The following is a 17266-nucleotide window of genomic DNA, read 5'->3' on the forward strand; positions in this document are numbered from 1 at the left end:
CACCAAGGGAGGCTTGCTTGGGGCTGCTCGAAACGACGATAAGCGGGCGAAAACGCCGGAACAGCCACGCCCATGTGGTCTCCGAACTCGGCAGCGCCATCGTCTCGGGCAGAATTGCCGAAGGCTCCCTGCTGCCCAATGACGCCGAACTCTCCATGCGCTTCGGGGTCTCACGCACCGTGCTGCGCGAAACCATGAAGACGCTGGCGGCGAAGCGGCTGGTGGAGCCGAAAGCAAAGGTCGGTACCCGTGTCCTTGATCGTTCCAGCTGGAATTTCTTCGATCCCGACGTGCTCGGCTGGCGCTGCGAAGCCGGCATAGACGAGGAATTCGTCACGCATCTGGCAGAAATCCGGCTGGCGCTGGAGCCGGCAGCGGCAGCAGCAGCGGCCCTACAGGCCTCCAATGACGATATTGTTTCGCTTTACGTCATCGCTGCAAAGTTCGACAATCCGAAACACACGCCGGAAAGCATCGCCAAGGTCGATCTCGAATTCCACCTTGCCGTGGCGCATATGTCCGGCAATCCCTTCATGCGCTCGGCAAGCGGGCTTATCGAAGCGGCACTCGCCATTTCCTTCCAGCTTTCGTCACCTGCGGCCTCACCCGGCACCATCGCCGAAATTGCGTCGAACCATCTGCGCATCGTCCACGCGATTGCCGCACGTGATGCGGATGCGGCGGTCAAAGCCATGCGCCACGTGATCGAGGTGGGCAAGGACCGGACGCAGAAGGCGATCAAGGCGCCCTGAAGAGACTGCGCTCCCCTGTCTTCTGAAACGAAGAACGGGCCGCAACACCCTGAAGACAATCAGAGAAAATTCAGCGTCACCAGCGCCAGCAAGAGGTAGCGCCCGACCTTGGCGATGGTGACCAGCAGCAAAAAGACCGGCAGCGGCTCTTTCATGATGCCGGCCGCAACCGTCAGCGGATCGCCGATCAGCGGCGCCCAGCTTAACAGCAGCGACCACCGGCCATAACGCCGATACCAGTTCTGGGAACGTTGCAGCGCGGCCTCGCCAACGGGAAACCAGCGCTTATGCCTGAAACCCTCGATGCCACGGCCAAGCAGCCAGTTGACGAAGGAGCCGGCGACATTGCCGGCACTGGCGACGGCCACCAGCAGCCACACCGGCTGTGACTTCAGGAGGATGAGACCGGCCAGCGCCGCCTCCGACTGCATGGGCAGAATGGTCGCCGCCACAAAGGCGGTCAGAAACAAACCCGCATATACCGCCAGATCGGCCATTTTCCGCCCTTCATCATCAGCGAATCCCACCCTGCCCCTGAAGTGCCGGATGATGGCGCGCACCGTCAAGCACGCCTGGACATCACCGACAGGATATCAGGCTGAATTTGCCGCGATGGCACGCACAATGTCGTCATGATCCACTTCCACCAGCCCCTTGTGGATGGACAATTGCCTGATATCGCCGGATGCCGACAGGATGACGATCACCGTTTCGCGCGGCGGGCAGTCCGGCAGGGCGCAGGACAGCTCGCTGACGGTGACGATGTCATCGGCATGCAGATTTAACAGGTTGCGCGCCCATTGTTTCAAAAGCCGGGCCTGCGAGACGATCGCCGAGCCGCTGCGCGCAAGGGGATTGTTCATGAAGCACCCTTTCGCCTCGCCTGCGAGGCCAATGTATCGAAAAGATCGCGGATTGGCTGTTGCGGCATATCCATGCCGATCAGCACGAGACGGGTTGCACGGTTGCCATCCGGCCAGCTTTCGAGCCTTGCCAGCGGGTAAAGCCGGTGCTGCACGGCATGGGCAACCACCGGCCGATCCGGATCGTCCGTCGCCTGAAAAATACCTTTCAGCCGTAGCAGGCCGGAATGCACGTTGCTGGTGACGAGTTCGAGAAAGGTAACGATCATCTGTGGCTCAAGAGCGCCGTCGAAAGTGAGGTCAAAGGCCTCGACGCCAGCACCATGGCGGTTGATATCATGGGCATGGTCGGCATGCAGGCTCAGCCTGTCGGCCGCCAGCCATCCCGGCACATCCTCCGGCTTGCCGCGCAGCGAGTAATTCTTCGTTGCAAAAAGCGACATGAGATCGAAGTCGGCCGCATTGCGATCGTGCAGCAGGGCGGCGGGATTGAGGTCGGCAAGGCCTTCGCGGTCCATCATCGACCTGTCGGCAAGGTCGGTTTTCGTCAGGACGATATGGTCGGCAAAGGCAAGCTGTTTCCAGCCTTCGATGAAACTGTCGAGCATCGCCCGGCCGGAGGTGACGTCGAAGACAGTCACCACACCCGAAAGATGAAAGTGCCGGGCGACGATATGGTCACGCAGGCCAAGCGCCGGTGTGCCACCGGCAATCAGGCTGTTGATGATCGGCGCGGGATCGGCAAGTCCCGTGGTTTCGATGACGACACGCGATATTTCCGGTATCATCCCTTCGAGAAAAGCCTGATGCAGTTCGTAAAGCGAAGTGCGGATATCGCTGGTGGCGGTGCAGCAGATGCAGCCCGTGGTGGTTCTGAAATAGCGCTCAGACCCCGTGTGTACCAGACCGTGATCGATGGGCACCGACCCGAACTCGTTGACGATGACGGCTGCGTCGCGCATGGCCGGCTCGGTCAGAAGCTCGTTCAGCAGGGTAGTTTTGCCTGCGCCGAGAAAACCGGTGAGCAGGGTAACCGGCACCGTTTGCACGGGTGACGCCACAGGCGGATCGCCGCTTTGCTCCCCCGCCTTTTTCCGCTTCATTCCAAACACGGCCTTACCTTCCCGCAGCAAAATTTCAAAAGGACTTACTATGTTATGTAATAACATATCAATATCACTCACAACAAATTGCACGCGCGCCTGGCCGCCCCGCCTCAGCTGCCTTTCATGCCCGGTGTCCGCGAGCACACGAAAAAACCAAGGCACCTTCGAAATGGAATAATAAAACCGTTTCCTTCACTTTCGTTTTAATCGTTCCACGTTCTCTTGCATTTTCGTTAGAGTTCGCTTTTAATCAGATCGCTAATACGGAAAAGATCGCCCGCAGCCGTATCGAGGAGGAACGACTGCAATAAGGGGCTGTATCTTTTACTGTTTTCATAACGGGAGGAATCGCCTTGAAAAAACTCAGCTACCGCCTTGCTGCGGCATCCGCGCTTTCGTTTTTTGTCACATCGAATGCTTTCGCTGCGACGGAGATCCAGTGGTGGCACGCCATGACCGGCGCCAATAACGAAGTCGTGGACGCGCTTGCCAAAGAGTTCAACGACAGCCAGAAGGAATACAAGATCACGCCCGTCTTCAAGGGCACCTATCCCGAAACGCTGAATGCCGGCATCGCCGCCTTCCGCGCCAAGCAGCCGCCGGCCATCATTCAGGTCTTCGATGCCGGTTCGGGTGTGATGATGGGTGCCGCGGGCGCCATCAAGCCGGTGGCGGATGTGCTGAAGGAAGGTGGCTATACCTTCAACAAGGACGAATATCTGGCCGGCATCGTGGCCTATTATTCCAAGCCTGACGGCACCATGCTGTCCTTCCCCTATAATTCGTCCTCGCCGATCCTTTATTACAACAAGGATGTCTTCCAGAAGGCCGGCCTCGACGCCGCCAACCCGCCGAAGACATGGCCGGAAGTCTTCGAAGCCGCAAAAAAGATCAAGACCAGCGGTGCCGCGCAATGCGGTTTCACCTCCACCTGGCTCACCTGGATCCAGACCGAGAACTTCGCCGCCTGGAACAATGTCTCCTATGGCAGCAATGAAAACGGCCTTGGCGGCACCGATGTGAAGCTCGCGGTCAATGCGCCGCTCTTCGTCGAACATTTCCAGGCGATTGCGGATCTTGCCAAGGACGGCACCTTCCGCTACGGCGGGCGCACCTCGGAAGCCAAGCAGCTGTTCATGTCCGGCGAATGCGGTATCCTGACCGAATCCTCCGGCGGTCTTGGCGACATCATCAAGACCGGCATGAATTACGGCATCGGCCAGCTTCCCTATTATGAAGGCCACGGCCCGCAGAACACAATTCCGGGCGGCGCCAGCCTCTGGGTGTTCGGCGGCAAGAGCGAAGCCGAATATAAGGGTGTGGCGGAGTTCTTCCATTTCCTTTCCCAGACCAAGATCCAGGCACGCCTGCATCAGGTCTCCGGCTACATGCCGGTGACGATCGCGGCCTATGAGGAAACCAAGAAGTCCGGTTTCTACGACAAGAACCCTGGCCGCGAGACCCCGCTTTTGCAGATGATGGGCAAGCCGCCGACAGAAAACTCCAAGGGCGTTCGTCTCGTGAACCTGCCGCAGGTGCGTGACATCATGAACGAGGAGTTCGAAGCGATGCTGGCCGGCAAGCAGGACGCCAAATCCGCGCTCGACAAGATCGTGGAACGCGGTGATGCGGCCATCAAGCAGGCCGCCGGCAACTAAACGATCCCTGTCTCCGCCCGCATCCCTCACCCGGTGCGGGCGGCGTTTTCATGTCATCAGGAGATCGCCGTGCAAAGCGTCGTATTCCCCAACAAGATCCTGCCCTACCTGCTGGTCGCGCCACAGATCATCCTGACGGTGATCTTTTTCTTCTGGCCCGCAAGCCAGGCGCTCTACCAGTCGACCATGCGCGAGGACGCCTTCGGGCTGAACAGCAACTTCGTCGGGCTGGCCAATTTTTCCGCCGTGCTATCGGATGACAGCTACCTCAACTCCCTGCAGGTCACCGTCATCTTCAGCGTGCTGACCGCGCTCGTCTCCATGGGGCTGGCCCTGCTGCTGGCGACGGCGGCGGACCGGGTGGTGCGCGGCAAGGGCTTCTACCGCACCATGATGATCATGCCCTATGCCGTGGCGCCTGCTGTCGCCGGCATGTTGTGGCTGTTCATGTTCAATCCGGCCATGGGCACCTTCTCCTACATCCTGCGCCGCAACGGCATCATGTGGGACCCGCTGCTCAACGGCAATCAGGCCATGCTGCTCGTTGTCGCCGCCGCCGCATGGAAACAGATCAGTTACAATTTCCTGTTTTTTGTCGCGGGTTTGCAGGCAATTCCCAAATCGCTGCTGGAAGCGGCCTCCATTGACGGCGCACGCGGCTCGCGGCGCTTCTGGACCATCGTTTTCCCGCTGCTCGCGCCGACCACCTTCTTCCTTCTGGTCGTCAACACGGTCTACGCCTTTTTCGACACCTTCGGCATCATCCATGCCGTCACCGGCGGCGGCCCCGCCAAGGCGACCGAAACATTGGTCTACAAGGTCTATAATGATGGCTTCGTGAACCTCAATCTCGGCTCTTCCGCCGCGCAATCCGTGATCCTGATGGTGATCGTCATCGCGCTCACCGCCTTCCAGTTCCGCTTCGTCGAGAAGCGCGTGCACTACGGCTGAGGATCGCCCATGATTGAAAACCGCCCTGTCGCGCGCGTGATCGCCCATCTGATGCTGGTTCTCGGCATCATCATCGTGGCCTTCCCGATCTATTACACCTTCGTCGCTTCTTCCATGACGTCGACGGATATCATCCGCCCGCCCATGTCGCTTCTGCCCGGCGACCATCTGAGCGCCAATTACGCCGAGGCCATGGTCGGCGGCGTCGAAAGAGTGGTCGGCGTCAGCCTCGAGCGGCTGCTGTTCAACAGCTTCGTCGTGGCGCTCGCCATTGCCATCGGCAAGATCGTCATCTCGTTCCTGTCGGCCTTCGCCATCGTCTTCTTCCGCTTTCCCTTCCGCATGGGTTTTTTCTGGATGATCTTCATCACGCTCATGCTGCCGGTGGAGGTGCGCATTTTGCCCACCTACAAGGTCATCGTTGACCTCGGGCTGATCGACACCTATGCGGGGCTGACACTGCCGTTGATGGCATCTGCGACGGCGACGTTCCTGTTCCGGCAGTTCTTCCTGACCATTCCCGGCGAGCTGGTCGAGGCGGCGCGTATCGACAATGCCGGCCCCTTCCGCTTCATGCGCGATATTCTGCTGCCGCTGTCGAGAACCAATATCGCCGCCCTTTTCGTGATCCTGTTCATCTATGGCTGGACGCAATATCTCTGGCCGCTGCTCGTGACCAACGACGCCAAGATGAACACGATCATCATCGGCCTCAAGCGCATGGTGGATTTCACCGATGCTTCGACGCCCTGGAATTATGTGATGGTGACGGCGATCCTCGCCATCATCCCCCCGATTATCGTTGTGGTGCTGATGCAGCGCTGGTTCGTCAAAGGTTTGGTGGAGACCGAGAAGTAATGGCAAAAATTGCGCTGAAAGACGTCCGCAAGATCTATGGCGGCAATGTCGAGGCCATCAAGGGCGTGTCCATGGACATCGCCGACGGCGAAATGATCGTGCTGGTCGGCCCCTCCGGCTGCGGCAAATCCACCCTGCTGCGCATGATCGCCGGGCTGGAGGGCATTTCGGGCGGCCAGATCGTCATCGGCGACCGTGTCGTCAACGATCTCGAACCCTCCGACCGTGACATCGCCATGGTGTTCCAGAACTATGCGCTTTATCCGCATATGACGGTGCGCCAGAACCTTGCCTATGGCCTGAAGAACCGCAACACGCCGAAGGAGGAGATCGAGCGGCGCATCACCGAAGCGGCCAAGGCGCTGGAGATCGAGCCGTTCCTGGAGCGCAAGCCGCGCCAGCTTTCCGGCGGCCAGCGCCAGCGCGTGGCCATGGGCCGCGCCATCGTGCGCAAGCCGGCGGCCTTCCTGTTCGACGAACCGCTCTCCAACCTCGATGCCAAGCTGCGCGTGCAGATGCGGGTGGAAATCCGCCGCCTGCAACGTTCGCTCGCCACGACAAGCGTTTATGTGACCCATGACCAGATGGAGGCCATGACGCTCGCCGACCGGCTGGTGGTGCTGAACGCCGGCCGCATCGAGCAGATGGGCACGCCGATCGAGCTTTACGAAAAGCCGGCGACCACTTTCGTCGCAACCTTCATCGGTTCGCCCTCCATGAATCTTCTGGCGCACGGCACGGCTTCGTCCAATGGCTCCACCGGCTGGTCGGTGAACGGTGTTGCAGCACCGCAGACCGTCGCCACACTCGGCATTCGCCCGGAAGACATCACGCTTGCCACCGAAGCCCCGGCCGACGCCGCCTTCACCGGCACCGTGCAGGTGGACGCCGTGGAACTGGTGGGCGCGGAAAGCTACGTGCACGGCTCCTTCGCCGACGGCACCACCATCGTCTTCCGCGTCCACGGCCGCTCGCAACTGCGTATCGACGAAACGCTGAAGATCGCCGCACAGGCGAAGGATTTCCACCTGTTCGATGCGTCGGGCAAGCGAATCTGAGACATCCGAGCGTGATCGGCACCCGCCTTCCGGCGGGTGTCCGTTCACCTCTGAAAGCTTATCCGGCTATTTCACCACACCAGCTCCACCTGCGGCCGTCCGTTCGAGGTTTTCTCCACCGTGCGGCCAGAGGCATCGACATTGCAGTGGACGCGCTGCCGGAAGGCGGAGAAGCTTTCGAAGGTCACGACGTCGACCGGGTCATCGAGATGCAGGGTGAGCCGGTAACGCTCAGGATCACCGCCGAGTGACTGAACGCCGAGCACGGAGGCAACGAAAGGCTGACCGAGATAGAGGCCTTCCACTCTCGAACCCAGAAGATAGGGATTGAAGGCGGGGCGGTTGCCGGCTGCCGCGTGCAGGGTGTTCCAGTCGCGGAAGCCATATTGCGCGGCGATGAGTTCCAGCGCCTTGGAGTGGGTGATTGTCTGCCCCTGTTCCTCAAGAGCGATGCGCAGGCGTTTTGCCTGTTCTTTCAGCCCCTCAAGCGCGGGAAGCGGTTTGGACACGTTCATAACGGTTCTCCAACATTGACATGCCGAATTTTCCGAAGGGGGTCCGCGTTGCCATCGACGACATGCAAAACATGGGGATGACCGTTATCAAGGATAAGAGCTTCACCAGGGGCATAAATGCCTGCGGACGGCCGGGGCTCTCTGCCCGTGGCCGTCCGTATAACTCAGAACGGGCCGCCCGTCAAAGGCGGCGCTGAAGCGCGCCCCGGGATCAGAAGCGATAGGTGATACCGGCACCGATCAGCCAGGGATCGAGCCTGGCCTTGCCGCTGATCGGCGTGCCGCCCAGTTCGGCGGTCCAGTCGGTCTTCAGGAAGATTTTTTTCACGTCGAAGTTCACGCCCCAATGTTCGTCGAGCATATAGTCGAAACCGACCTGCACGGCAGCACCGAGCTTGTTCTTGACGTCAAGATTGCTGAAACCGGGCTGTTCGGACTGGTTGTAGAACAGCGAATAGTTCACGCCCGCACCGATATAGGGCTTGAAGGCGCCGAAGTCGGTGAAGTGATATTGCAGCGTCAGCGTCGGCGGCAGCAGCCATGTCTTGCCGACCGGCGTGCCGGCCAGCACGCCCTCACCGTTGATCTTGGCGTAGGTGGTGCCGAGAATGAGTTCAGCGGCAAAATTCGGCGTGAAGAAATAGGTGATGTCGAGTTCCGGAATCACCGTATCCGAATAGGAGAGGCCGGCACCCGGCACACCATCGACGCTGCCGCTGTCATTGGTGATGACGCCGAGACCGCGCACGCGCAGCATCCACGGGCTTGCCGCCGCAATCGCCTCTTCGGCGGTGGGCGCCGGGGCGGCCGGGGTCAGATCGGCGGCCATGGCATTGGCCGATACCAGCATCGCCGCAGCGCTAACCGCGACGCCGGCAAGCAAGGCGGTTCTTTTGTTCCTGTTCGTCATTCCATCTCTCCTTTAGCGCAGCCTGAATCCGTTCGGACATTCCCCAGGGCGCGTCTCACCTTCTCGAACCGGCGCATCGGAACTTGCCGATGCCGCAGCCGTCACCGGGCAACCCAGAAACCGGCTGATGACGGCTGGCTGCGAATCCTCGGTGCCACGACCGTCACGGCCACTATGGCGAAGGGCGGGAGACACCGATTGAGATGGATCAAACCGTTACGGCATTGACCAATGCAGAGGACGTACGGCTGGAGATTGTGACAATTGCGCAACAACAGGAGGCGGGAGACCGGCGCAAGATCGCCATGGACAGCGCACAAAAAAGGCGGGAGATGATCCCCCGCCCCGGCTTTTCAACAATGGACTTGCGCGTCAGACGTAACGATTGACGACGTTTTCCAGATATTCCTGACGACCGGATTTCGGCTCGGGATTGATATCCTCCCGCTCCACCAGCGCGGTAATTTCGTCGAGCTTCAATTCGCCGCGCAGCATCTTCTGGGCCTCCGGCGAATCCCACTTGGCATAACGCTCCGCAAGCGGCTTCGACAGCGCGCCGTCCTCGACCATCTTCGCCGCCGCCTTCAGGCCCCGGGCGCAGCAATCCATGCCGCCGATATGACCGATCAGCAGGTCCTGCGGATCGAGCGACTGGCGACGCAGCTTGGAATCGAAATTGGTGCCGCCATTCTTGAAGCCGCCACCGGCAAGCACGTGGTAATAGGCGAGCGCCATTTCCGGCACGTTGTTGGGGAACTGGTCGGTATCCCAGCCGGACTGGTAATCGTTGCGGTTCATGTCGATGGAGCCGAAAATGCCGAAGGCATTGGCCATGGCCAGCTCATGTTCGAAGGAATGGCCGGCAAGGATGGCATGCCCCTGCTCGATATTGACCTTCACTTCCTTTTCCAGACCGTTCTTCTGCAGGAAGGCGTAAACGGTGGCGACATCATAGTCATACTGGTGCTTTGTCGGCTCCTGTGGTTTCGGCTCGATCAGGATCGTGCCCTCAAAGCCGATCTTGTATTTATATTCCACCACCAGATTGAGGAAACGGCCAAGCTGGTCAAGCTCACGCGACAGATCGGTGTTGAGCAGGGTTTCGTAACCTTCGCGGCCGCCCCACAGAACATAATTCGCGCCGCCGAGCTTCTTGGTGGCATCCATGCAGGTCTTCACCGTGGCGGCGGAGAATGCAAAGACATCCGGGTCCGGATTGGTTGCCGCACCGGACATGAAGCGGCGGTTGGAGAAGAGGTTCGCCGTGCCCCACAGCAGCTTCACGCCGGTCTGGGCCTGCTTTTCGGCAAAATAATCAACGATCTCGTTGAGGTTCTTCGTGTTTTCAGCAAAGTTTTTGCCTTCCGGGCGCACATCGGCGTCGTGGAAGCAATAAAACGGCGAACCGAGCAGCGAGAAGAATTCGAAGGCCACATCGGCCTTCAGCTTCGCCGCCTGCATCGTATCTTCGAACCATGGGCGCAGGAACGTCTGGCCACCGAAGGGGTCACCGCCCGGCCAGGTGAAGGTGTGCCAGTAGGCCACCGCGAAACGCAGGTGATCTTCCATGCGCTTGCCGGCGACGATCTCATCGGGGTTGTAATGGCGGAAGGCCAGCGGGTTGGTGCTGTCGGGGCCTTCATATTTGATCTTGGCGATGTCGCCGAAGAAACCTGTGCTCATGGTGATCCTCCTTGGTGGGTTTAGATGGTGTTCTGAAATTTCAGGGTCGGCGTTTGTCGCTCACCCCCCTCTGTCCTGCCGGACATCTCCCCCTCAAGGGGGGAGAACGACACGCGGCTACGTCTTGTCCTCACGCGAGGTTGAAGATGGAGCGAGAGATACCGTCCTGCCAATCTCCCCCCTTGAGGGGGAGATGCCCGGCAGGGCAGAGGGGGGTAAACCACACACTCCGCATCTCAATGCGAAAGCGCCCGAATAGCCGGATAAAGCGCATGATACCGCCGATAAGCCTCCTCATAGGCCCCAGCCAGATCAGCCACCGGCTCGATCGTCCGCGCCGTCTCCGGCTGCGAGCAAACCGCCACCGGATCAGCCCCTGTCGCGGCGATGAGGCCAAGACGGGCCGCACCGAAGGCCGCGCCGAAATCGCCCTCTGCCGGAATATCCACCGGCACGCCGAGCGAGGTGGCGATCGAGGCCAGCCAATAGGCCGAACGCGAACCGCCGCCGATGGCGGTGACACGCGAAATCGAGGTGCCGGCAGATTTCAGCGCTTCGAGATTGTCGCGGATGGCAAAGCTGACACCTTCCAGAACGGCCTGTGTCAGCGCCTTGCGGTCACTTTCATGCGAAAGACCGATGAAGGAGCCGCGAATGGCTGCGTCATTATGCGGGGTGCGCTCGCCGGAAAGATAGGGCGCGAAGGTAACGCCGGTCGGCGCAAGCAGCGTTTCGCCGAGCTCGCCGGTCAGATCGGCGGCGGATTGCCCGGTGAGGCGCGAATACCAGTTCAGCGCATCGGTGGCGGAGAGGATGACGCCCATCTGGTGCCAGGTGTTGGGCAGCGCATGGCAAAAAGCATGCACGGCGCTTTCCGGCTTCGGCAGATAGGAGGCATTGGCGGCGAAGAGCACGCCGGATGTGCCGAGCGATACGAAGGCATGGCCTTCCTTCACCGTGCCCATGCCGCAGGCGGAAGCGGCATTATCACCCGCACCGCCGGCCACCACGGTGCGGCCGGAAATGCCCCATTCGGACGCGAGTTCGGCGCGCAGCACGCCCGCCTCATCCGTGCCTTCCACCAGCGACGGCATGTGTTTTTCATCAAGGCCGGTGGCGGCGAGAAGTTCGGACGACCATTTGCGCGCGCCGGTATCGAGCCACGAGGTGCCGGCGGAGTCCGACATTTCCGAGATATATTCGCCCGTCAGCCACAGACGGAGATAATCCTTCGGCAGCAGCACCTTCGCCACTTTCGCGAAGATTTCAGGCTCGTTCTTCGCCACCCAGGCAAGCTTTGGCGCGGTGAAGCCAGGGAAGACGATATTGCCTGTTATCTTGCGGAAACGCGGATCGGCGTCGAGTGCGGCAGCCTCGGCATGGGAACGTGTGTCGTTCCACAGGATGCAGGGGCGCAGCACCTTGCCGGCCGCGTCGATCAGCGTCGCGCCATGCATCTGGCCGGAAAGGCCGATGCCCCTGACGGCGGCAAGCTCCTTCGGGAACTTCTGCTTCAGGCCGGCAACGGCGGTTTTCGTGGCGGCGATCCAGTCCGCCGGGTCCTGTTCCGACCAGCCGTGATGCGGACGCGAAACCTCCAGCGAGCCATTGGCCGAACCGACAATCTTCTGATCGCCATCCATCAGCAGGGCTTTGACGCCTGAAGTGCCAAGGTCGAGACCGAGATACATGTATTTCTCCATTCCGGCGCTCCATGCGCCACTTTCAGCGTTTTTTAAAAGTCACCGCATTTCCGGATGGAAAACCGGCGGCCACTTTTCCTGGAAATGCTTGTCAGGGCAGATTGTCCCTGAGGAATATGTCGATACGGATACGTTCCTGCGCAGCGATGACCGCCTGGCCGTCCGCACGTGCCTTCAACACGCGGATGGCGCTGCGCACCTCGTGGCCGGCATCCTGATTGAGCACGGCGTCAAGCACGCCTTCCCGCAGCGCATTGGCGGTGTTTTCCGTCAGTTCGTGGGCAATGACCGACAGCGGCCTTTCACCGCCGGCTGCTCGCAGCGCCCGGATGAGGCCGCGATTACCGGCGCCGAGGCTGTAGATGCCTGACAGTGCGGCATTGCCGAGCGCTCCGGCAACCAGCGCCTCGACGGTTGCCGGGTCATCCTTGCCCTCCAGCACCGGCAGAAGCCGCAATTGCGGAAATTCGGCTTCGATGACGGCACGAAACCCTTCCAGACGTTCGCGATGGTCACGCACCAGCATGGAGCCGGCGACAACAACGATATCGCCGCCATGGCCGGAGAGGAAGCGTCCCAGCAGGCTCGCCGCCGTGCGCCCGGCCGCAACGTTGTCCACGCCGGCATAGTGGTCGCGGCGCGAGCCGGAAAGATCGGAAACCAGCGTCACCGTGGCGATACCGTCTTCCGCCAGCCGGTCGGCGGCTTGCGCCACATCCTCGGAATCGGTGGCGACGAAGGCAACACCAGACGGTTTTTCCCGCCGCGCCACTTCCAGCGCCTCGGTCAGCGCGGCGGCATTGAAGGGCGGCACCTCGATGATGCGGATCGCCGTGCGTTCCAGATGGGCACGGGTGGCGGCGGCCCGGACCTCGGTGCGAAGCGTCGCCATGAAGGAATTGTCGTTGCCCGGCAGGATGAAGACCAGCGAATAATTACGGCCCTTGGCCAGATTGGCGGCGGCGATATCGCGCACATAACCAAGCTCGGCAATTGCCGCCTCCACGCGGGCGCGGGTGGCGGCGTGGACGCCCGGACGCATGTTCAGCACCCGGTCGATGGTGGCGAGGCTGACGCCCGCGCGCTCGGCAATATCATGGACTGTCGGCTTCATGGCGCCTCCCCCTTGCCCTTGAATATCCAGCTTTGGGGCCGAGGTAAACCGAAAAATGATGTACGTACCTCATATTTCGTGGAAAGGCGGTATCGGGTTGGCGGCTCTTGGTGAAACGGTGCTGCTTGTTTCTTCTCCCCGAGAGGGAGAAGGTGGCCCGAAGGGTCGGATGAGGGGGCGACGCCAGCGATAAACCGCACCCTCGCCCCCTCATCCCGCTACCGCGGACTTCTCCCCGGCGGGGAGAAGAAATATGCCGTGCCCGCTCGCCCCATAGCCACTGCGCCAGCAGGCAGACAAAAAAGGGGCCGTCATTTCCGACGGCCCCAGCTCTGCGGTGGATGGGAGGGGATTTTTATCAGTGCGCCGCGTCTGGCGGCGGCGCTGCCTTGGGTTTCTGGATCAGGATCGTCATGAAGATCAGGCTGCCGAACAAAAGCGTCAGCGCGAAGAACACATCCGCGAAAGCCAGTATCCATGCCTGCTGCGAGACCATGCCGACCAGTTTCTTGATCGCGACGGAAGCGCCGTCCAGCCCGTAGGAATCATAGTTGGCGCCGACATTGTTCAGCCATTCCAGCGCCTGCGGATTGGAGTAGCTGATATGTTCCGCCAGCCGCACATAATGATCATCGGTGCGCTGCGACAGCATGGTGTTGATGACCGCAAGGCCAACCGCGCCACCGAGGTTACGGGTGAGGTTGAACAGGCCGGACGCATTGCGGATGCGGGCGGGCGGCAGCGTGCCGAGCGCGATGTTGTTGATCGGCACCATGCACATCATCAGGCCGAAACCGCGCAGGATCTGCGGGATCAGCAGTTCATAGAAGTCCCAGTCGGTCGTCACATAGGTCATGATCCATGTGCCGCAGCCGAAGCTGATGAAGCCGATGGCCATCATCGCGCGCGGATCGAGCTTGGTGGAGACCTTGCCGGCGATCGGCGCGGTGAAGAACATGGCAAGACCTGACACGAACATGGTCTCGCCGATCATCAGCGCATCATATCCCCTCACCCGGCCGAGATAGAGCGGATAGAGATAGGTCAGCCCGTAAAGCCCGATACCCATGACGAAGGAGAACAGCGAGCCGATGGAGAAGTTGCGGTCCGTGAAGGCGCGGATATCCACGACAGGGAATTCCACCTTGAAGGCACGCCAGAAGAACACGACCGCGCCGATGACCATGGCGACCGTTCCCAAGACGATATGCTCGTCGTTGAACCAGTCCTTGTTGTTGCCCTCTTCCAGCACATATTCCAGCGAGCCGAGGAAGACGGCCATGGAGATCAGCCCCCACCAGTCGAACTTCTTCCAGAGCGACTTTTCCGGCTTGTCGAAATCGATCAGGCTCCAGGTGAGGATCGTGACGATGATGCCGGGAATGATGTTGACGAGGAACAGCCAGTGCCAGGAAAAGGCATTGGAGAGATAACCGCCAACCGTCGGGCCGATGGTCGGCGCAAGCGTTGCGACGAGACCGATGATCGGCGAGACGACGGAGCGCTTCGACGGCGGAAAGATGGTGAAGGCGGCCGCAAAGACTGACGGGATCATGCCGCCGCCGATAAAGCCCTGGATCGCACGATAGACGATCATCTGGTCGATATTGGTGGCGGTGGCGCAGAGCGCGCTCGAAATCGTGAAACCGGCCGCACAGGTGGCAAACAGCACGCGCGTGGACAGGATGCGCGCCAGCGTGCCCGACAGCGGGATCATGATGACTTCGGCGATCAGATAGGAGGTCTGCACCCAGGCGATCTCATCCGAGCCGGCGCCGAGGCCGGCCTGGATTTCCGCCAGCGAGGCGGAGACGATCTGGATATCGAGAATGGACATGAACATGCCGAAGACCATCGCGAAGAACGCGATGAGTCTGCGCCTGTCCATCGGGGGATCGGCGGGGATGGACGCCCCGCCCGTACCGACAACCGTAGCCGCCATGATCTTGCCCTCAACGAAGCCTTATTTGGCCTGCGGGTTGGCTTGCGCCGTTTTCGTGGTTTCCGGCGCCGTGCGGGTATCGACATCGACAACGACACTGAGGCCCGCGCGGAGGTTATGCTTTTCAAGGTCTTCCCTGGAGAAGACGATACGAACAGGCACGCGCTGGATAACCTTGGTGAAGTTGCCCGTGGCGTTTTCCGGCGGCAACATGGAGAAGACCGAGCCGGAGCCGGGCGAGATCGACTGCACCGTGCCTTCGATCGTCGCATCGTCAAAGGCATCCACATGCACGCGCACCTTCGAGCCGGGCACGACGCGGGCAAGCTGCGTTTCCTTGAAATTGGCGTCGATATACAGCTCGTTCATCGGCACCAGCGAAGCCAGACGCTTGCCGACCGAAACCAGATCGCCCGTCTGAACCGCCAGATTGCCGATGACGCCGTCATAAGGCGCCTTCAGAACCGTGAAGGAAAGATCGCGGGCCGCCTTGTCGCGGGAAAGCTGCAGCGAGCGAATGGTGCTCTCCGCTTCCTCACGCTGGGCGCGCAGAAGCTCGACATTGGCCTTGGCCGAGGTAATGGCGGCATCGCCGGCCACGGCATTGGCCTTGGCCTGATCCAGCGCCACCTGGGCATTGTCGGAGGCGGCGACCGTGCCGACATCCTTGGCCTGCAGCTCGCTGGCGCGCTTCTGGGTGATTTCAGCGCCGCGAAGGGCGGCATCCAGCGAACCCTTCTGGGCAACGGCCTGCTCCAGCGATGCTTCCCCGCCGACGATCTGCGCGTCGATGCGCTTCAGCGACAGTTCCTCGGTGCGGATCTGCGCCTCGGCCTGTTCCAGGGCAATGCGGTAATCGCCGTCATCCAGCGTCACCAGCGGATCGCCCGCCTTGACTTCCTGGTTTTCGACCACATTCACCTTGGCAACGTAACCGGAAACCTTCGGCGCGATGACGGCGATGTCACCTTCTATATAGGCATCGTCAGTCGATACCATGAAGCGGCCGTCGATCCACCAGTTGTAGCCATACCAGCCGGCACCGGCGAGAAGCGCGATGGCGATGACCGGCAGAAGCGGCGAACGCTTCTTCTGCTTCGGCGCGGGCGTGGCCTGGGGCTGCTGCGGCGGGGCCTCTGCCGGCTTTGCGGGAGAGGTCTCGGCCTTGGCGGAAACATCCGCCTCTTCCGCATCGTTGACGGCGCGAACCGCGCTATTCTTCTGGGCCGACATGAGAATGTACCGTGATAGATTGAAGAAAGTTTTTCGAACTGAACCGTTCGGTTCGATTGACATAATCTCTTTCCTGACACATATCAAGTGTTATCGAACCGATTGGTTCGACGTCTGGTTAATTTTTTTTACGCCATTGCAGTGCTAGGAGGCGATAACGATGGCAGGGGAAGACATGGATATGGAAGCGGACACGGAAACGGGCTGTCCCGGAAATCCCGCCGGGCGTTTTGCGGCGGGTGAGGATCCGGCAAAACGCGAACAGATTCTGGCGGGCGCCTGGCGTGTGTTCAAGCGCAAGGGCTTCGATGCCGCCAGCATGAACGACATTACCCGGGAAGCGGGCGTTTCCAAGGGCACGATCTATGTCTACTTCTCCAACAAGGAAGATCTGTTCGCCGCCCTCGTCGACCAGCATCGTCAGGAATTCGCCACCTCCATGCGCAACATTCTGGCCGGCACCGAAGAGGTGCGCGAAGGCCTGAAGCAGTTCGGCAAGGCCTTCGCCAACAAGATGATCTGTTCAGACATGGTCCCGGCCATGCGCTCTGTCATCGGCGTCATCGACCGCATGCCGAAGCTGGCGCAGCGTTTCTTCATCGCAGCGCCCAACAATGTCCGCACCGTGCTTCAGGATTTCATCGAGCACCATGTGGCGCTCGGACACCTGAAAGTCGACGATGTCGAGCTTGCCGCGCGGCAATATATAGAGCTTTCCACCGGCACCTTCTTCAAGCTGCGCCTGTTCGGGGAGATCGATGGCCCGGTTCCCGAGGAGGAACTGGACCGGGTGATCACCAGCGCCATCACGGTATTCATGGCCGCTTACGGAACCAACAGGGCCTGACTTCATTCAGCAACGGCATCAGCGCCGATACGCGGTCTGCGCGAAATTTCGATGAAATCTTGCGTGGCGGAGC

At 60.7% G+C, this 17266-nt stretch carries 17 protein-coding genes; 7 read left to right on the forward strand and 10 right to left on the reverse strand.

Features of this window, described 5'->3' with window-relative positions; genetic code table 11:
- Window positions 1-17: 17 nt before the first annotated feature.
- Window positions 18-752, forward strand: coding sequence for a FadR/GntR family transcriptional regulator (locus JZX88_RS14820; RefSeq protein ID WP_065117054.1), 735 nt, complete (start codon window positions 18-20; stop codon window positions 750-752).
- 59 nt (window positions 753-811) lie between these two features.
- On the opposite strand, the gene JZX88_RS14825 is transcribed toward JZX88_RS14820, so the two are convergent.
- From JZX88_RS14825 to JZX88_RS14835, 3 genes are all read right to left on the reverse strand, one after another.
- On the reverse strand, window positions 812-1249 hold the full coding sequence (locus JZX88_RS14825) for a YqaA family protein (RefSeq protein WP_142857611.1): 438 nt from the start codon (window positions 1247-1249) through the stop codon (window positions 812-814).
- Window positions 1250-1345: 96 nt separating this feature from the next.
- The gene (locus JZX88_RS14830) at window positions 1346-1615 is read right to left on the reverse strand and encodes a hypothetical protein (protein ID WP_065117056.1); all 270 of its coding nucleotides are present in this window, start codon (window positions 1613-1615) and stop codon (window positions 1346-1348) included.
- Entirely contained in the window at window positions 1612-2718 is a 1107-nt protein-coding gene (locus JZX88_RS14835) for a GTP-binding protein (RefSeq protein WP_206914026.1), read from the reverse strand. Before JZX88_RS14835 ends, JZX88_RS14830 begins: the two co-directional genes overlap by 4 nt.
- Before the next feature lie 350 nt (window positions 2719-3068).
- Here JZX88_RS14835 and ugpB point away from each other — a divergent pair, with 350 nt between their 5' ends.
- The 4 genes from ugpB (at window position 3069) to JZX88_RS14855 (ending at window position 7246) form a co-directional block, all read left to right on the forward strand.
- Window positions 3069-4379 (forward strand): sn-glycerol-3-phosphate ABC transporter substrate-binding protein UgpB, encoded by a 1311-nt coding sequence (gene ugpB / locus JZX88_RS14840; RefSeq protein ID WP_174030141.1) that lies wholly within the window; start codon window positions 3069-3071, stop codon window positions 4377-4379.
- Between the two features lie 69 nt (window positions 4380-4448).
- Complete coding sequence (ugpA, locus tag JZX88_RS14845; RefSeq protein WP_065117059.1) at window positions 4449-5330, forward strand: sn-glycerol-3-phosphate ABC transporter permease UgpA; 882 nt, start codon at window positions 4449-4451, stop codon at window positions 5328-5330.
- Between the two features lie 9 nt (window positions 5331-5339).
- Window positions 5340-6188 carry a sn-glycerol-3-phosphate ABC transporter permease UgpE gene (gene ugpE, locus JZX88_RS14850; protein WP_174029690.1) on the forward strand — a complete coding sequence of 283 codons (849 nt, stop codon included), beginning with the start codon at window positions 5340-5342 and terminating at the stop codon, window positions 6186-6188.
- Entirely contained in the window at window positions 6188-7246 is a 1059-nt protein-coding gene (locus tag JZX88_RS14855) for a sn-glycerol-3-phosphate import ATP-binding protein UgpC (RefSeq protein WP_206914027.1), read from the forward strand. Before ugpE ends, JZX88_RS14855 begins: the two co-directional genes overlap by 1 nt.
- A 71-nt stretch (window positions 7247-7317) precedes the next feature.
- On the opposite strand, the gene JZX88_RS14860 is transcribed toward JZX88_RS14855, so the two are convergent.
- A complete protein-coding gene (locus JZX88_RS14860; protein ID WP_206914028.1) occupies window positions 7318-7761 on the reverse strand; it encodes a glyoxalase superfamily protein in 444 nt (147 codons plus the stop codon).
- Between the two features lie 211 nt (window positions 7762-7972).
- Window positions 7973-8671, reverse strand: coding sequence for an OmpW family protein (locus JZX88_RS14865; protein WP_206914029.1), 699 nt, complete (start codon window positions 8669-8671; stop codon window positions 7973-7975).
- Window positions 8672-8874: 203 nt separating this feature from the next.
- Between JZX88_RS14865 and JZX88_RS14870 the strand changes: the two genes are divergently transcribed.
- Entirely contained in the window at window positions 8875-9060 is a 186-nt protein-coding gene (locus tag JZX88_RS14870; protein WP_206914030.1) for a hypothetical protein, read from the forward strand.
- On the opposite strand, the gene xylA is transcribed toward JZX88_RS14870, so the two are convergent.
- The 5 genes from xylA to JZX88_RS14895 all read right to left on the reverse strand — a co-directional run bounded on the left by xylA (window position 9044) and on the right by JZX88_RS14895 (window position 16346).
- A complete protein-coding gene (gene xylA, locus JZX88_RS14875) occupies window positions 9044-10354 on the reverse strand; it encodes a xylose isomerase (protein WP_065117063.1) in 1311 nt (436 codons plus the stop codon). The genes JZX88_RS14870 and xylA overlap by 17 nt on opposite strands.
- 236 nt (window positions 10355-10590) lie before the next feature.
- Window positions 10591-12045 (reverse strand): xylulokinase, encoded by a 1455-nt coding sequence (gene xylB, locus JZX88_RS14880; RefSeq protein WP_206914051.1) that lies wholly within the window; start codon window positions 12043-12045, stop codon window positions 10591-10593.
- A gap of 103 nt (window positions 12046-12148) precedes the next feature.
- Complete coding sequence (locus JZX88_RS14885; RefSeq protein ID WP_206914031.1) at window positions 12149-13171, reverse strand: LacI family DNA-binding transcriptional regulator; 1023 nt, start codon at window positions 13169-13171, stop codon at window positions 12149-12151.
- Between the two features lie 358 nt (window positions 13172-13529).
- Window positions 13530-15113 carry a DHA2 family efflux MFS transporter permease subunit gene (locus tag JZX88_RS14890; RefSeq protein WP_110759911.1) on the reverse strand — a complete coding sequence of 528 codons (1584 nt, stop codon included), beginning with the start codon at window positions 15111-15113 and terminating at the stop codon, window positions 13530-13532.
- A 21-nt stretch (window positions 15114-15134) separates the two neighbouring features.
- Complete coding sequence (locus JZX88_RS14895; protein ID WP_065117067.1) at window positions 15135-16346, reverse strand: HlyD family secretion protein; 1212 nt, start codon at window positions 16344-16346, stop codon at window positions 15135-15137.
- Between the two features lie 160 nt (window positions 16347-16506).
- On the opposite strand from JZX88_RS14895, the gene JZX88_RS14900 reads away from it, so the two are divergent.
- A complete protein-coding gene (locus JZX88_RS14900; protein WP_065117068.1) occupies window positions 16507-17193 on the forward strand; it encodes a TetR/AcrR family transcriptional regulator in 687 nt (228 codons plus the stop codon).
- Window positions 17194-17266: the final 73 nt, after the last annotated feature.

It is taken from the genome of Agrobacterium sp. OT33, assembly GCF_017313365.1.
Classification (GTDB): domain Bacteria; phylum Pseudomonadota; class Alphaproteobacteria; order Rhizobiales; family Rhizobiaceae; genus Agrobacterium; species Agrobacterium rhizogenes_A.

Coding starts and splice junctions, on each gene's coding strand:
- JZX88_RS14860 (WP_206914028.1), bottom strand. CDS start 7,761: ATGAACGTGTCCAAACCGCTTCCCGCGCTTGAGGGGCTGAAAGAACAG.
- JZX88_RS14825 (WP_142857611.1), bottom strand. CDS start 1,249: ATGGCCGATCTGGCGGTATATGCGGGTTTGTTTCTGACCGCCTTTGTG.
- xylA (WP_065117063.1), bottom strand. CDS start 10,354: ATGAGCACAGGTTTCTTCGGCGACATCGCCAAGATCAAATATGAAGGC.
- JZX88_RS14885 (WP_206914031.1), bottom strand. CDS start 13,171: ATGAAGCCGACAGTCCATGATATTGCCGAGCGCGCGGGCGTCAGCCTC.
- JZX88_RS14855 (WP_206914027.1), top strand. CDS start 6,188: ATGGCAAAAATTGCGCTGAAAGACGTCCGCAAGATCTATGGCGGCAAT.
- ugpE (WP_174029690.1), top strand. CDS start 5,340: ATGATTGAAAACCGCCCTGTCGCGCGCGTGATCGCCCATCTGATGCTG.
- xylB (WP_206914051.1), bottom strand. CDS start 12,045: ATGTATCTCGGTCTCGACCTTGGCACTTCAGGCGTCAAAGCCCTGCTG.
- JZX88_RS14895 (WP_065117067.1), bottom strand. CDS start 16,346: ATGTCGGCCCAGAAGAATAGCGCGGTTCGCGCCGTCAACGATGCGGAA.
- JZX88_RS14900 (WP_065117068.1), top strand. CDS start 16,507: ATGGCAGGGGAAGACATGGATATGGAAGCGGACACGGAAACGGGCTGT.
- JZX88_RS14890 (WP_110759911.1), bottom strand. CDS start 15,113: ATGGCGGCTACGGTTGTCGGTACGGGCGGGGCGTCCATCCCCGCCGAT.
- JZX88_RS14830 (WP_065117056.1), bottom strand. CDS start 1,615: ATGAACAATCCCCTTGCGCGCAGCGGCTCGGCGATCGTCTCGCAGGCC.
- JZX88_RS14835 (WP_206914026.1), bottom strand. CDS start 2,718: ATGAAGCGGAAAAAGGCGGGGGAGCAAAGCGGCGATCCGCCTGTGGCG.
- JZX88_RS14865 (WP_206914029.1), bottom strand. CDS start 8,671: ATGACGAACAGGAACAAAAGAACCGCCTTGCTTGCCGGCGTCGCGGTT.
- JZX88_RS14870 (WP_206914030.1), top strand. CDS start 8,875: ATGGATCAAACCGTTACGGCATTGACCAATGCAGAGGACGTACGGCTG.